The 14,967-nt window shown below is 64.1% G+C and carries 7 protein-coding genes; all 7 read left to right on the top strand.

Annotated features, from left to right (window positions below; genetic code table 11):
* The first annotated feature begins 82 nt into the window (after positions 1–82).
* On the top strand, positions 83–1,810 hold the full coding sequence (locus tag SH602x_RS11015; protein WP_479476837.1) for a GspE/PulE family protein: 1,728 nt from the start codon (positions 83–85) through the stop codon (positions 1,808–1,810).
* A 147-nt stretch (positions 1,811–1,957) separates the two neighbouring features.
* Positions 1,958–3,370 carry a type II secretion system F family protein gene (locus SH602x_RS11020; protein WP_479468394.1) on the top strand — a complete coding sequence of 471 codons (1,413 nt, stop codon included), beginning with the start codon at positions 1,958–1,960 and terminating at the stop codon, positions 3,368–3,370.
* A 146-nt stretch (positions 3,371–3,516) separates the two neighbouring features.
* Positions 3,517–4,704 carry a type II secretion system protein gene (locus SH602x_RS11025; protein ID WP_479476838.1) on the top strand — a complete coding sequence of 396 codons (1,188 nt, stop codon included), beginning with the start codon at positions 3,517–3,519 and terminating at the stop codon, positions 4,702–4,704.
* Positions 4,705–4,895: 191 nt separating this feature from the next.
* Positions 4,896–6,179 (top strand): type II secretion system protein, encoded by a 1,284-nt coding sequence (locus SH602x_RS11030; protein WP_479476839.1) that lies wholly within the window; start codon positions 4,896–4,898, stop codon positions 6,177–6,179.
* A 53-nt stretch (positions 6,180–6,232) separates the two neighbouring features.
* Entirely contained in the window at positions 6,233–7,408 is a 1,176-nt protein-coding gene (locus SH602x_RS11035) for a prepilin-type N-terminal cleavage/methylation domain-containing protein (protein WP_479476840.1), read from the top strand.
* A gap of 20 nt (positions 7,409–7,428) precedes the next feature.
* Positions 7,429–8,595, top strand: a complete 1,167-nt coding sequence (locus SH602x_RS11040; protein ID WP_479476841.1) for a type IV pilus modification PilV family protein — start codon at positions 7,429–7,431, stop codon at positions 8,593–8,595.
* Between the two features lie 285 nt (positions 8,596–8,880).
* Positions 8,881–14,766, top strand: a complete 5,886-nt coding sequence (locus SH602x_RS11045; RefSeq protein WP_479476842.1) for a hypothetical protein — start codon at positions 8,881–8,883, stop codon at positions 14,764–14,766.
* Positions 14,767–14,967: the final 201 nt, after the last annotated feature.

Here is a 14,967-nt window from a genome sequence, read left to right on the forward strand (position 1 = left end):
TTCGCGTCGCCGCGACGATTTCCCGTGGGGGAAAGCGCTCGGCTTCGCGACCGTACGCGGTTCGTACTGAAAGCGGTCGACCATGGCCTCGGTGCGCAGAATCGGTCAGATCTTCGTCGATCTCGGTTTCATCACCGACGATCAGCGCGATCTTCTGCTCGAAGAGCAGCGCCAGAACCCCGGACAGCTCCTGGGGAAGATCGGCATCGAAATGGGTCTTCTGCAGGAAGACCAGGTCGTCACCGCGCTCTCAGAGCAACTCAATCTGAAGGTCGTCGACCTCGACGACCAGGACATTCCCAAGACGACGCGGGCCCTCGTCAGCAACGCGATGGCCCAGCTCTACCGGGTCGTTCCGGTTCGCTTCGACGAGCCGACCAACACGCTCACCGTCGCGACCTGCGATCCGCAGAACATCCAGATTCAGGACGAACTGCGCACGTTCCTGTCGAAAGAGATCCAACTCGTCATCGCGACCGAGCGCGAGATCGTCGGGTTCATCGACAAGCACTATGCCGACGACAAGGAAACGTTCGAGACGATCATCACGGAGATCGAGAACGATCGGGATCTCAAGAAGGCGATCGCCGAACTCGACAAGGACGGACCGATCGATCTGTCCGATATGCAGGCCCTGGCCGACAGCGCGCCGGTCAAGAAGCTCTTGAACATGGTGCTTCTGCTGGCGATCAAGGACCACGCCAGCGACGTCCACTTCGAACCTTTCGAAGACGAATTCCGCATCCGCATCAAGGCGGACGGCGTCCTCTTCGAAATGGTGCCTCCGCCGCGGCATCTGGCGTTCGCCATCACGACCCGCATCAAGGTCATGGCGAACCTCAACATCGCCGAACGTCGCATGCCGCAGGACGGGCGCATCGAGCTGACCGTCGGCGGTCACCCGGTCGACCTCCGCGTCAGCGTTCTGCCGACGCTGTTCGGCGAGAGCGTCGTCATGCGGGTGCTCGACCGGTCGGTCGTCTCGCTGGACATCCACAAGATCGGGATGAACAAGGAGACGATGGACGGCTTCATGCACGTCATCGATCGTCCGAACGGCATCATCCTGGTCACGGGTCCGACCGGATCGGGCAAGACGACGACCCTGTACAGCGCGCTCAGTTCGCTCAACGACATCGAAGACAAGATCATCACGACCGAGGATCCGGTCGAGTACGACATCGACGGCATTATCCAGATCCCGATCGATCACGACATCGGCGTCACGTTCGCCTCCTGCCTGCGGGCGATTCTGCGGCAGGATCCTGACATCATCCTGGTGGGCGAGATCCGCGACCTGGAGACTGCGGAGATCGCGGTCCAGGCGTCGCTCACGGGGCATCTGGTCTTCAGCACGCTCCACACCAACGACGCCCCCAGCACGGTGACGCGTCTCCGCGACATGGGCGTGGCGCCGTTCATGATCACGGCGACCGTCGAGGCCGTGCTGGCCCAGCGCCTCGTCCGACGGATCTGCAGCCAGTGCCGCGTCGAGGTCGAGCCGGCTCCGGATCTGCTCGCCGACATCGGACTCACTCTGGAGGGCGTCGCCGGGAAGAAGTTCTACCGCGGCGCCGGTTGCGACTTCTGCAACAACACCGGCTACAAGGGCCGCGTCGGCCTGTTCGAGCTGATGGTCATCAACGACGCGCTGCGCCTGATGATCCTCGAAAACAAGGCGACCGACGAAATCCGCGAAGAGGCCCGCAGGAACGGCATGGTGTCGCTCCGCGACGCCGGCATTCAGGGCATCTTCGAAGGGACGACGACGCTGGAAGAGGTCGTCCGCGAAACCGTTCTGGAAGCCTGATCCCGTACCAGATTCTTCACGATTCTTCGACACGATTCTTCACGAGCTTCCGCTCGATTGATCGCGAGCCTTTCGCTCGATCCTGATCACCGCCCATCCGACCGAACCCGCCGCAAGACTGCGTGCGACAGCAAGAGGATCTAGACGATGCCCACCTACGTCTTCGAGGCGATGAACGCCACGGGCGAAGAGATCCAGGACGAGATCGAAGCCGCCACGCAGGACGAGGCCCAGGCGACGATTCGCCAGATGGGCTACTTCATCACGCGCATTCAGGAAAAGAAGGCGCCGACGGCGAAGACGGGCGGCGGCAAAAGCGCGAAGACGAAGTCGTTCTCCCTGGGCGGCGTCAGCGGCAAGCAACTGACGCTGTTCACGCGGCAGCTTTCGATTCTGCAGGACGCGGGCCTGCCGATCCTGCGAAGCCTCCGCATTCTGGAACAGCAGTCGAAGCCCGGTCCGCTGCGGAACGCGCTCATCGACGTCTGCGAAGAAATCGAGGCCGGTTCGACGCTGTCGGAGGCGTTCGCGAAGTGCCCGCGGACGTTCAATCGCCTCTACGTGAACATGGTTCGCGCAGGCGAGGCGGGCGGTTCGCTCGAAATTATTCTCCGGCGCCTGTCGGAGTTCCTCGAACGGTCGCAATCGATCAAGAAGAAGATTACGGGGGCGATGATTTACCCCTGCGTGGTCATCATGGTCGCCATCGGCATTCTCGCGTTCATCATGACGCAGATCGTGCCGGTGTTCGACGAGATGTTCACGGAGTTCGATCTCGACCTCCCCGTTCCCACGTTGATCCTCATCAATACGTCGCGGTCCCTCGGCAAGCTCTGGTTCGTGCCGCCGCTGGTTCCGCTGACGCTGATCATCTTCATCGTCATCGTGAACCAGTTCCGGGCCGGACGGACGGGCTGGCACGGGTTTCTGCTCAAGATCCCCGTCGTCGGCAAGCTGATCGAAAAGGCCATTCTCGCTCGCACGATGCGGACGCTCGGCACCCTGGTCGCCTCCGGCGTGCCGATCCTCGAGGCGCTGACGATCACCCGCGAAACGTCGAATAACGGCGTCTTCGAGAAGATCTTCACCAAGGTCAGCGAAGCCATTCGCGAGGGCGAGACGATCGCCAAGCCTCTGAAGGCGAACTCCAGCGCGGGCTTCCATCCGGTCTCGCTCTTCTTCTGGTTCTGGGCCGGCGCCGTTTGGCCGCTGACGCTCCTGATCGTGATTCCGGAATACTACGCCTTCATCATCGGGGTCGCGTTCGCGTTCGGGGTGATCGCGTCGCTGTACTACGTGATGGTGATGAATCGTCCCGTCATCGACCTGCTCGTCGTCAACATGGTCGACGTCGGCGAAGAGACGGGCGAGCTCGACACGATGCTGTTCAAGGTGTCCGACTACTACGACGAAGAAGTCGCGACCCTGACGGAAGGCCTCCTGAAGCTCATCGAACCGCTGATGATCGTCTTCCTCGGCGGCGCCGTCGGCTTCATCGTGATTTCGCTCTTCATGCCGCTGGTCGCGATGATCACCGGTCTGTCGGGCGGCAAGAAGTAAGCGAATTCGAAACCTGTTCGCAGGGCGGGTCATCCACCCGCCTTGCCGTGCGACGAGTCGGAAAACAAGCAGAAGGCGGGTCCATGACCTGCCCTAAGAGTAACTAAGTCAGGACGCATCCTTATCCGCGTCCCTGGAGCAGAGCCATGATCAAGGCCGGTCGTCCCATCCCAGCCGTTCCGTTCAACCAGCGTCACGATCGGCGGCGATTCGTCGCCCTGATGCGGGCGAAGCGCGGCTTCGCCGTCAGCCGGAAGAAGCGGGGCTTCACGCTCGTCGAACTGCTGGTCGTGATCGCCATCATCGCGATCCTGGCGGCGATCCTGTCGGTCGCCGTCGGCGCGGCGATCGCGACCGTCTACCGGTTCACGATCGCGACGGAAGTCCGAGAACTCGAAATGGCGCTGACGCAGTACGAGGCCAAGTACGGCGCGTATCCGCCGTGTATCGGTACCGTCGCCGACAGCGGGACTCCGAGCGCGTCGACCTACTATTCAAGCTACTTCAAGCGCCACATCGACACGGCGTTTCGCAACAATCGCGAAGCGAGCACGCTCTACGTGACGGGCAGTACGGCGATCCTGGGCGATTCGGCGACGGCCTCCGGGACGTTCGCGAACGCGACGATCGATCGGCTCGACGCATCGGAATCGCTGCCGTTCTTCCTGGGCGGCGCCGCGCAGTACAGCGGGAACGTCCTGGGACTCAAGAAAGACCCGATCCGGCCGCTCACCGGCAGTTCGGCGGGCTCGGCGGAGAGCTTCTACGACTTCAAGCCCGAGCAACTCGTCGATCTCGACGGCGACGGCTTCCCGTCGTACATCCCGAAGGCGGCGGACGGCAGCACGCCGTTCCTCTACTTCGCCGGCTACGCCTACAAGGATCTGCCGGCCGCGTCGACGCCGCCGAATCGCATCGCCCTGTTGAAATGGCCGCCGGATCTCGGCGCCGCAGGCGATCCGGGCAACTACGAGAACTGGATCGCCGGCAGCCCGCCCGTCCCCGCCGACAACGCTCCGGGCGGTTACGACCCCGGCATCGCGCGGCCTTATATCGACGGAAGCCCTGCGACCCCTGCCTGGTACAACACCCAGACGTATCAGCTCCTCTCCGCCGGGCTCGATAACGCCTACGGGTCGGACGGCTTCACGGACGGCGCGGCTGACGCGCTCTATCCGAAGGACATCACTGCGCCGTTCACCACCTACGCAAATTACAAGTTCCTGGCGCCGGCGGGCGACCCGCAAGCGTGGGTCAATATGGATCCCGAAGACGACGACAACGTCGCCAACTTCACGGAAGGCAGCACGTTCGGCGAGATCGGTAGGGAATGACGCCGTCGCGGCATCGTTCTTTCACGTACGTCGATCTCCTTTACGATCGCAGGTCGGATATGAGTTCCCTTCGCTGCAATCCACGATGCTGCTGGTCGCCTTCGGCGAACGGCGACCCGTCGTCGTCGGCGACGCGTAGCGGCGGCCCAGCGTTATCGGCGACGCGCGGCGGCGCTCTGCTGCGTCGCGGCGTGACGCTGACGGAACTGCTGATCGTGATCGGGCTGATGGCGTTCCTGGCAAGCATCGCCCTGATGGGGCTGTGGGAAGCGCAGGAGGTCGCTCGCGAAAGCCGCGCCCGGGCGCAGGTCCAGCGAATCGAAGCCCTGTTGATGGAACGCTGGGACGACTACGCCTCGCGAGCGGTGCCGATCCGGATTAGCCGGATCAGCGTCGCCGCGATGAGCGGTCGTGCGTCGGAGCAGAACCAGGACCGTTTCGGCTACGAGCGAGCCAGGACGAATGCGCTGCGAGAGACGGCTCGCTTCGAGATGCCGGACCGGATCAGCGATGTCGCAGCCGCGAACTATCCGACGTCGACGGTCGCACCCGTCGCGGTGGCGCTCGGTTCGGCGCCGTCTCTTCAGACGGGCTATCGCCGGGCGCTGGACGTCACCAATACGACCGTTCCCTGGACGGCCAAGTTTCAGGGCGCAGAGTGCCTCTACGTGATCCTCGCCGCGACTTATAAGGGCGACGAGAACGGGCTCAGCTTCTTCAAGGCATCCGAGATCGGCGACAAGGACGGCGACGGACGGCCCGAGATCCTCGATCCCTGGGGCAACCCGATCGAGTTCATCCGCTGGGCCCCCGGCCTCGATTCGCCGCTGCACAATCAAAACGAGGTGCAGACGATTTCGATCCTCGGGTCTCCGAACGCCGGGAAGTTCCAACTCTTCTTCTCGAACGCTCCCACGGCGAAGTCGGCGGAGCTTGATTTCGACGCTGATCCGAGCGATGTGGAAACCGCGATCGGAGCGATCTTGGGACCCAATATTCTCGACAGCTCTCCTGGCAACCCGGCAGTGCAGGGTCCGATCGGCGGGCCCTGGACGGTTCGATTCCAGGGTAACGCCGACATGCTGGTAGGGAGCCTCAGCACGACGGACCCGCTCGCAGGCGGCAACGGCTTCGAGTCGGTGCGGGTGACGACCGATTTCGTCGATCCCTTCGATCCGCTCGAAGCGTGGGGCGGCGGACCGCCGCTGCATCCCCTCGTGGTCAGCGCGGGTCGCGACGGCAAGTACGGCATCTTCGGGCTGATCGATCCCGAGGATACGACGTCGACCCCGCCGCCCGTGAACTACAGCACGTACAACCTTCCCGGTCCGCCGACCGATCCTCCGAACAATCCTTATAAGGACATCAGCGGGCGTCTCTTGGGCGAGGCATACGACTACGGCGGAAGCGCCGCAGCCAACCGCGGACCTTCGACGGACAACGTCTCCAACCACCTGAGCGACGCCAGCGCCTAAGCGCTCTCTCGATGCCTTCGCAGGATGGCGCTTGAGCAGACGGATAACGAGACATGCTTGCATTCCGACCCTTTCGAACCCGAGCCGCCCGGCGAGCCTTCACGCTCGTCGAGCTGCTGGTCGCCGTCGCGATCGCCGCGCTGCTGGTCGCGATCGCGATTCCGGCGCTGAAGCTCAACCTGCGCGGACAGTCGGTTCGCGAGGCGGCGCGGCAGATCAACTCGTTTATCGACGAAGCCAGGTCGCAGGCCGCCGGGTCGGGACGCCCCTTCGGCATCGTCATCGAACGGGACGGCAACGGTTCGTTCGGCAATCCCCGCCGGGCCTTCCGCCTGTACCACTGCGAAGTTCCGACGCCCTACACCGGCGATCTGCTCCCCGCGCCGGAAGCGGTCGATCCGCGACTTCGCGCGGGATCGCGGGCTTACATCACTCCCAACACCGGCGCCGGCGGCGCGGAAGAGGCGATCCTGACTTACGCGAGTCTGCGGATGATCATGCCGGGCGACGAAATCGCCTTCGACGGTTCCGCGACGCGGTATCAAGTCCTGAACGCGACGAACATCATTCCGCCGATCGCGACGCCCTCGGCGACGCGTGTGCGCATCGTGTTCAGCTCGGCCACGGCGCCTCCGCCGACGACGGGCCCGGAAGTCCCGCCTGCGGAGACCGGAACGTTTACCGGAACGATGACGCTGGGGCACAGCTTCCGCGTCTATCGCCAGCCGGTGAAGATCGCGTCGAGCGTGCTGGAGCTTCCCCGAAGCGCGGCGATCGATCTCGACTGGAGCGGCTTCGGGGCGAGCGGCGTGCAGTTCTCCGAGTTCAATCAGGTCAGCGGCAATACGCAGCAGTACGCGGTCAACCCGATCGTGATCCTGTTCGAACCCTCCGGCGCGGTGCGGAACGTCCAAGCGCCAGTGCGTACTAGTACATCGCCTCCCCGCTTGAGCCTCACGCCGTTCCGCGTGACCGAGCCGATCTACTTCCTGATCGGTCGCCTGGACCAGGTCGAGGATAGCTTCACCCTTGCCGGCAACTGGAACGATCCGAACGCCGAGATCCTCTCGAACGTGATGGATCCTGACTCGCTGTGGGTCAAGATCGAGCCGTCGAGCGGGGCGACGCTGACGGTCGAAAATATCGGGCCAGGTTCGGCGACCGGCCGGGCTGCCGGCGCGCTGAACGCTCGGGAACTGGCGCGAATGAGCGCGGGAGCGGGCGGATGAGTCACGCACGTATGAACCTCATGAATTACCGTCGTCGCGGCGGCTCGTCGCGGCGGGGCATCACGATTCTGGAAGTGCTCATCGCCGCCGGCGTGCTGTCGATCGGCATGTTCGGCGTGATGGCCATGATTCCGCTGATCGCGATGCGGCTGCGCGAGGGCGAGATCGCCGACCGCTCCGCCATCCTCAGCCGCAACGCAGTGGAAGAGTTCCAGATCCGCCGCTGGACCGAGCCCCGGCAGTGGCGCTGGTACCGGGCGGACGGGACCTATATCGATCCTACGACCGGGGTTCTTGGAAGGACCGAGTGGCAGGATTGGGCGGGTTTGCCTGCGCCGAGCAACCTTCCCGCGACGCCTGCGATCTGCATCGATCCGCAGGGGATCACGGGAATCGACGGGACCCTCCCCAATACGCAGCGTGTTCAGTTTCCGTTCAACGTGATCAATGCTCGCTACGGTATGCAGCGGGTGACGCCGTTTCCGCTGATCAATGCCGCGGCTCCCAACAATCTGACCGACCAGGGAATCGCGGAAGTGGGCGCCGTGGCGGAGGACGATCTGCTGTTCGAGCGGCCCGAGTCGCGGATGGACCTGCCGACCCAGACGTTTCCGAGCATCGCGACCAATACGCCGATCGATCAGACCCGTCGTATGGCGCAGCGGGACTACTCGTACATGGCGACGCTGACGCCGCTCGACAACGTCACCAGTTTCACCGGGCGCGGCAACTATCTCCTCAGCGCGATCGTCTTCTACCAGCGACTGCGGACGTACGAGACGAGCGAGCGAATCGGGTCCATCGACGAAGACGCGTCGGGCGGCTACGGCTTCCGCAGCAGCGGCGTTTCCGGCGGCGACGTGGCGATCAACTGCTCTGCCGATCCGGAGATGCTCAATCTCGCGAAGGGCGACTGGGTCATGTTGACCTATCCCGCTCAAGTCAACGGCAGCGGCGTTGTCACGCAGGCCGCATATCACCGCTGGTATCAGGTTATCGAAGCGGCTCCGTACGATCCGGTCGTCGAGCCGCTCTATCGGTTCGTGACTCTCGCAGGCCCTGACTGGCCGGGGGTGGACAGGCCCGGACTCGATCTTCCCGACGATACGCAGGTCACCTGGCTGCCGGGCGTCGCGTCGGTCAGCGAAAAGACGATCAAGCTGGGCGCCGGCGGCACGTGGGAGTGATCGCGTCGCGGAAGGTCCGTCTCGCGTTCGATCGATCGCGCCCCTCGCGGGCCACAGAGACAGGTCGCCAGCGACTTACAGCGCTCATTGCGAGCGACACGGATAGCGCTCAGTACGAGCGACACGCACATCATCGCCGACCGTTTCCCGCCATTATCTTGGGGGGCGGATCGGCTCCTTTTCGAGCAGGATCGGGTCGCGCTCTCGCGCGGCAGGAGGTTCCTAATGACGCTTCCGCTTCGAGCTTCGACCGACCGTCGACGCGTTCCCGCGCGAGATGCGATCGTGAATCGTGCATCTAACGGCGAGCCTCTCGCCGAACGCCGGTCGACGCTGCGTCGCCGCCGGCGAGCGCCCCGGCGCGGCATCATCCTGTTGATGTCGCTGAGTCTGCTGACGCTGTTTCTGATGATGCTGGTCACGCTGATCGTGATCACGGGTCAGTACCGTCAGTCGGCCCGCGTGCAGGCTCGCGTCGATCGCGTCGGCGATCCCGCGCATAAGATCACCGACCTGGCGATCAAGAACGTCCTCGTCGGCAGCGGCACGGGGGCGAGCGTCGTCGACGGTCACGGACTGATGATCGACCTGTACGGCGGAAGCTGGCGGGGCGTCCTGGGCGTGACGCCGGTAGTCGACACGCTGGCTAATCCCCGCGGCGTGTTCGTCGCCGCGCCTGCGGCCGAGCCGTTGCGATTCAACCCGGGCAGCGCTCCGTCGTTCGTGACGTTCGAGTTTCGGAGGGTCGTGCCCACCTCGGTCGACCCGAGCGGATACCTGAATCTGTTCACGAACACGACCGCGGGAGACTACACGGGCTGCATTCTGACGTTCACCGGGGGGCCGGTGCGCAAGAACGTGAGCGTGCGGATTCTCGAGTACGTTCCGCCGACGAGCTCCGCGGCGCCGGATTGTTTCGTCGGGCGGTTCACGGTCGCCCGATCCAATCCGGACGAGACGGATACGCTTCCGGACGCCGCGACGCTGTCGGCGGCCATCGTGTCAGGAGGTCAGGTCTCGTTCGTCGTGAACGAGCGTCCGTTCTCCGGCTACGGCGCGGGCTACGGCCCCGTCCCGGATCCGGATACGAGCACGCCGCCGAACGGCACCGGGCTGTGGGGATACAACATTTCTCAGGAAGTGCCGTACGTGAGCGAGTGGAGCGGCGGCACTCCCTACGGCTTGCCCGCGGCGCTGCTTCCTAATTATCAGTTCCTGGGAACGAGCGTGCCTGGCTATGACATCGCCTCCGGCGGTCTGAACGAAGATTACGACGCGGTCGATTACCAGAACATGTTTCTCGCCTCGGTGCCGCCGCGTGCCCTGAGGGCGGATCAGATCGTCCCGTCGTTTTGGCGTCCCGAACTGATCAACTACTGGCGTCACTTTCAGGACCCCAACGACAACACGAAATACCCTTGGTACCAGAACGCGTCCAATACGACGTTCGCGCGATACCGAAACGACTTCTACCGTGCGATCTGTCTGCGTCCGCTTCCTACCGACCATCCGGAGTTCTCGGGCAGCAACGCGGACTGGGCGATGGTCGACATTACGCAGCCGTTGCCGTTGCTGACGGGCTCGAATGATACGAATGAAGACGGAATACCCGATGAGCCTCTCGCTCCGTCGGCGACCTGGCCTCCGATGTCGCCGAACTCCCCGACTCCTCTCGTCGACGCGCTGAGCGACCTGAACGGCAACGGCATCGTCGATCAGTGGGACGTCGACAACGACGGCGACGGACTGACGGACAGCATCTGGATCGATATCGGTCTGCCGGTGCAGCGGATGGAGGACGGCAAGCTTTACAAGCCGCTCGTCGCGTTTCTCATTCGCGACCTGGATGGACTGGCGAACGTCAACGCCCATCTGCATCCCGATTTCGCCGCCGCCCAGCAGTCGAATATCACTGGTCCGCTCGCGGGTACAGGCGGCGGCAACCGACCGCGGGGCATGGGTTACGGACCGGCGGAGATCGCGTTTCCGGCGACCGGATTCGGCGCTCCTTCCGCGTCGTACAACGCTCCGTTGTTCACCAACGCGCAGGTCGGCCAGATGCTCGCGGGTCGGTACGGCTACCTCGGCGTGGACGAACGTCCGGGCCGTCCGGGCGTGAACGACCTGATCAGCCGCCTGCGCAGCCCGACGCTGCCCCCCGGCGTCTATAACGCCACGACGATTTCGGAATGGGGCACTCCGCCGGACGCGTGGGGGACGCAGGCGATCGGCCTGGACTATCTGGGGCACCCCTACAATGACAACATCGGCCTGACGGCGCAATTGCGGACGCACATGTCGGCGCCGGCTCCGCCGTTCACGGCGGTCGCGAGTCCTGCCGGACCGACCGAAGGCTCGGACGATCCGTACGAGATCGACTTGTATTCCGCGCACGCCGGGGCGGTGGACGCGACGCTGGGCTACCTGAGTCCGGACGCTCCCTACACGCTGGCGGAACTGGAACGAATCCTGCGCTGGAACGATTCCGACGCGGCCTACCTGCCCAATCGTCTGGCGCAGGCGGTCGATCCGGCGTTCAACGATCCCGACGTGGCCGCCGCGCTGGCTCGCCGTCGCGCGGTCACGACCCTCTCGTCGCATATCCCGGCGGCGCCCTCCGCGGTGCCTTCGGAACGTCGCGTCTCGGACGCCACGGTGACGGGCACGGCGCCGCAACTGGGCAGCCCGAAGAAGTGGTCGCTGTATCACCTTTATTCGCAGAAGCTGATCGCGAACGCGAACTCGCTGACTGGCGCTCCTTTCAACGGGACGAATCACGCGACCCCTAACTGGGATCCGGCGGACGTGGCCCATCGCGCCTGGGTCGATAACGAAGTTCGCAAGATGATGCCGTGGGAGTCGTGGCACGGCATGAAGATGGACCTGAATCGCCGGTGGCAGAACGGGTTCGACGACGACAACGACGGCATCGTGGACGAACCGGACGAAGTGAACGTTCCGGAGACGGTCTTCCCGAACCAGGCGTGGACGAGCGCCTACGGCCTGGGCCAGCTCGCGACGTACAACCAGCAGTTCGATCACCTCGGCGCCGATCCGCAGTTCGCGGCCACCGGCTCGTCGAACGCGGTCGCCCGTCAAATTTACGCCCGGCATCTGTACTGCACGGCGTTGCTCCTGATGGACTACGACCCGAACGGGACGAACGGCTTCGGTCCGCAGGGGATGTTCGACAACGCCGACTACGATCCCGACCTGACGCCGGCGCAGATGGACGAGTTGTTCAAGCGACGGCTCGCGCAGTGGGCGATCAACGTCGTCGACTACCGCGACCCGGACGTGATCTGCACGCCGTTCGAGTACGACGTGAATCCGTACGACGGATGGCAGGCCGATATCGACGGCGATCCGATGACTCCCGTTCCGCCGGCGCCGGCGGGTCAGCGGCGGCTCGTGTGGGGCGTCGAGGCGCCGCACCTGCTGATTTCGGAAACGCTGGCGCTGCACAATCGCCGGGTCGTCGACTCGGCGCTCGACGACGGCAGTCAGCAGAAGCGTGCGGCGGGCGACACGGATCTGGACCAGCACCGCATTCCCCAGGGATCGTTGTTCCTGGAGTTGTACGCGGTCGGACCCCGCGCCGCGAACGACGCCAACGTGCCGGCGGAATTGTACGATCGCACGGACGGGCAACTGGTTCTGAGCAAGGTCACGCCCAACCGGAACGATCCGGTCTGGCGAGTCGCGATTTCGGAGACCCACGACGTCGCGAACGCGGCGGACCAGGCGAAGAGCGCCTTCTTCCGTGCGCGGGAACTGCGTGCGACGGGCGGGCAACGGTTCAATCCGACGTCGTTCGATCCGCTGGATCTGAATCAGTTGACGTTGAGCGAGAGCATGCGCGATCCGAATACGCCTCCCGTCGCTCCGGCGGAACCGGTGGTTCTGGAACGCTTCGTCCATTTCACGAACAGTTTTCCCGTAATGCCCGGCAACCCGGCGACGCGGGACAACACGTTCTATTACCGCGCGGGAACGACGAAGGTGGCGCCCGGACAGTACACGGTCATTGCGCCTCGCGAAAAGACGTACCTGTCGCTGATCGACGACGACAACGATGCGACGCCGCCGGTGTACGTCGACGGAATGAACATCCAGGTCGCGAAGCTGGAAGTCGTGGGGAATCAGTTCTTCTCGTACGACAACTTCCACAATTTACCGAACGTCTATCTGCATCCGAACGCGACTGGCGTTGCGAAGATCGTGCAGCCGCTGGCGATGATCTGCGCTGCCGATCCGCCGGCCGCGAGTTGGCCCACTCCGTACATCGGCCTCAACATTTCCGAACCGCTTCCAACGGCGCCGAACTATTACCTGCCGCCGACGGAAGATCCGACGGGCATCGGATTCGACGACGGCTACGCGCCGGGCGACGGATCCGCGGCTACGCTGCCGGACGTGCCGTTCGATTCGGTAGCGGGAATGCCGTTGGAGGATCTCGCGAGCGCTGCGTCCCGAACTCCGACGCAGACGAAGGAGAACTGGCGGACGGTCTATCTTCAGCGTCTCGCGAATCCCCTGGAAGACTTTCACGCCACGCGGAATCCCTACATCACCGTCGATTTCGCTCCGGTGGATATCAGCGTCTACAACGGCGACGACCACCATCCGACGACCTGGAATCCGCCGTCGATGGGCCCCCAGGAATGGGATCCGCATGACGTCGACTACGACGGCATGCCGGACGTCTTCTCGTTCGAGGCGTTTATGTTCATGTCCCGGGAGCGCGGGATCGAACGGAATCGCACGGCTGACAGTCACGGCACCTATAACGAAGCGGTGACCGCGCTGAACGACGGTCATTTCAACCTCTGGCGACATGACTTCGACGTGTTGCGGACGACCGAACCGACGCCCGACACGGCGGCGGGAATGTCGGCCGGCATGGCCACTCCCGAGGTGCAGTTCCGCCACAACCTGCTTCACACGCTCGGGTACCTGAACGTCACGATGGGGATGGATTCCGATCCGGCCCTGACGGATTACACGCCGCCTCCCCATGCCAACTACCTCGGCGCCCCGCCGGTGAGCGGAGGCACTCAGCGAACGTTCCCCTGGCTCAACTGGGCGGATCGTCCGTTCGCGTCGCCGTACGAACTGCTGGCCATTCCGCACAGTTCTCAAGCGACCTGGTTCGAGGACTGGGCGCGGGACGTCGGCTCGTCCAATCCGGCGCTGAATCCTTACGTGCCGGGAGCCACGGCGCCGGAAAGCGTGGATAACCTCGGCGGCTACTATCCGCACCTCTGGAACTTCTTCCATCGGCCGCTGAACCGGCGAAGTCCGACCGTGACGGCGCAGTCGCCGCAGATGGCCCGGTTGTTCGACTACGTCGAAACGCCGTCGCCTTTCGCGGGATCGCAGGAGTTCTTCAGCACGGGCAACATGAATCTGGCTCCCGGATTCCTGCGAGCCGGGAACAGCGAACTCTCGCGATTCCGAGATCCGGGCAGAGTGAACCTCAACACGATGCCGCACGTGCTGTGGGATTCGTTCAACTACAGCCACGGATCCCTCACGCCGAACAGTCGCCAATTCCGACCGACGGATCCTGGTGACCCGGGCGAGTTCGCGATTACGCGTCGAGGATTCGATCCGTCGCGACCGACCTGGCACTATCCGACCCGGATCGCCAAGCCCTACCGTAGCGCCGGGAAGGCGGATCTTGCGCCGCTACTTCCGGGAGCCGATCCCGAGCGGCTGCGGCAGTTCGACGTCAACGCGACGTTGCTCCGAAGCGACGAGTTCGCCGCGGCCCCCGTCACTCCGCCGCAACCGTTGTTCGCCGGACCTCGGCATGGAGAGCAGTTCCAGCACACGGACAAGAATCCGGCGTTCCGGTACGAGCAACTCGCGCGGCTGCCGAACCTGACGTCGACGCAGTCGAACGTCTATGCCGTCTGGGTCACGGTCGGGTACTTCGAGGCTCATAAGACCTCCCCGGTCACGCGGAATCCGGCGCTCGCTGCGACCTATGCCGGGCAGTCGCTGCCGGACGGGGTCTGGCTGGGGCAGGAGATCGGCGCGGATACGGGGCGCAACCGTCGGCATCGCGGGTTCTACATCATCGACCGGTCGGTTCCCGCCGCCTTCGAGCCGGGCAACGATCACAACGTCGAGAAGACGATCCTGCTACGGCGCTATCTCGACTAAGGAAGATTCCAAACGTTTCTGAGCGGGGGGTATCAACCCCCCGAGTTCGGAACGCGAAATTCCGTCAGAACGTACAGCAGGCGCGAAAGCTCGATGGCGACGGCGCGTCGCGATCAAAGCACGGAGGGCTGACACCCTCCGCTCGCCGAAGAAAACGAACCGCGTCAGGCGAAGGGCGCTTCGCGAGGAAAGCTCGGGGGG

It is taken from the genome of Lignipirellula cremea (assembly GCF_056501455.1).

Excerpts from the sequence above, each read along its gene's own strand:
- SH602x_RS11015 (WP_479476837.1), top strand. The coding sequence starts at position 83 with ATGGCCTCGGTGCGCAGAATCGGTCAGATCTTCGTCGATCTCGGTTTC.
- SH602x_RS11020 (WP_479468394.1), top strand. The coding sequence starts at position 1,958 with ATGCCCACCTACGTCTTCGAGGCGATGAACGCCACGGGCGAAGAGATC.
- SH602x_RS11025 (WP_479476838.1), top strand. The coding sequence starts at position 3,517 with ATGATCAAGGCCGGTCGTCCCATCCCAGCCGTTCCGTTCAACCAGCGT.
- SH602x_RS11035 (WP_479476840.1), top strand. The coding sequence starts at position 6,233 with ATGCTTGCATTCCGACCCTTTCGAACCCGAGCCGCCCGGCGAGCCTTC.
- SH602x_RS11040 (WP_479476841.1), top strand. The coding sequence starts at position 7,429 with ATGAATTACCGTCGTCGCGGCGGCTCGTCGCGGCGGGGCATCACGATT.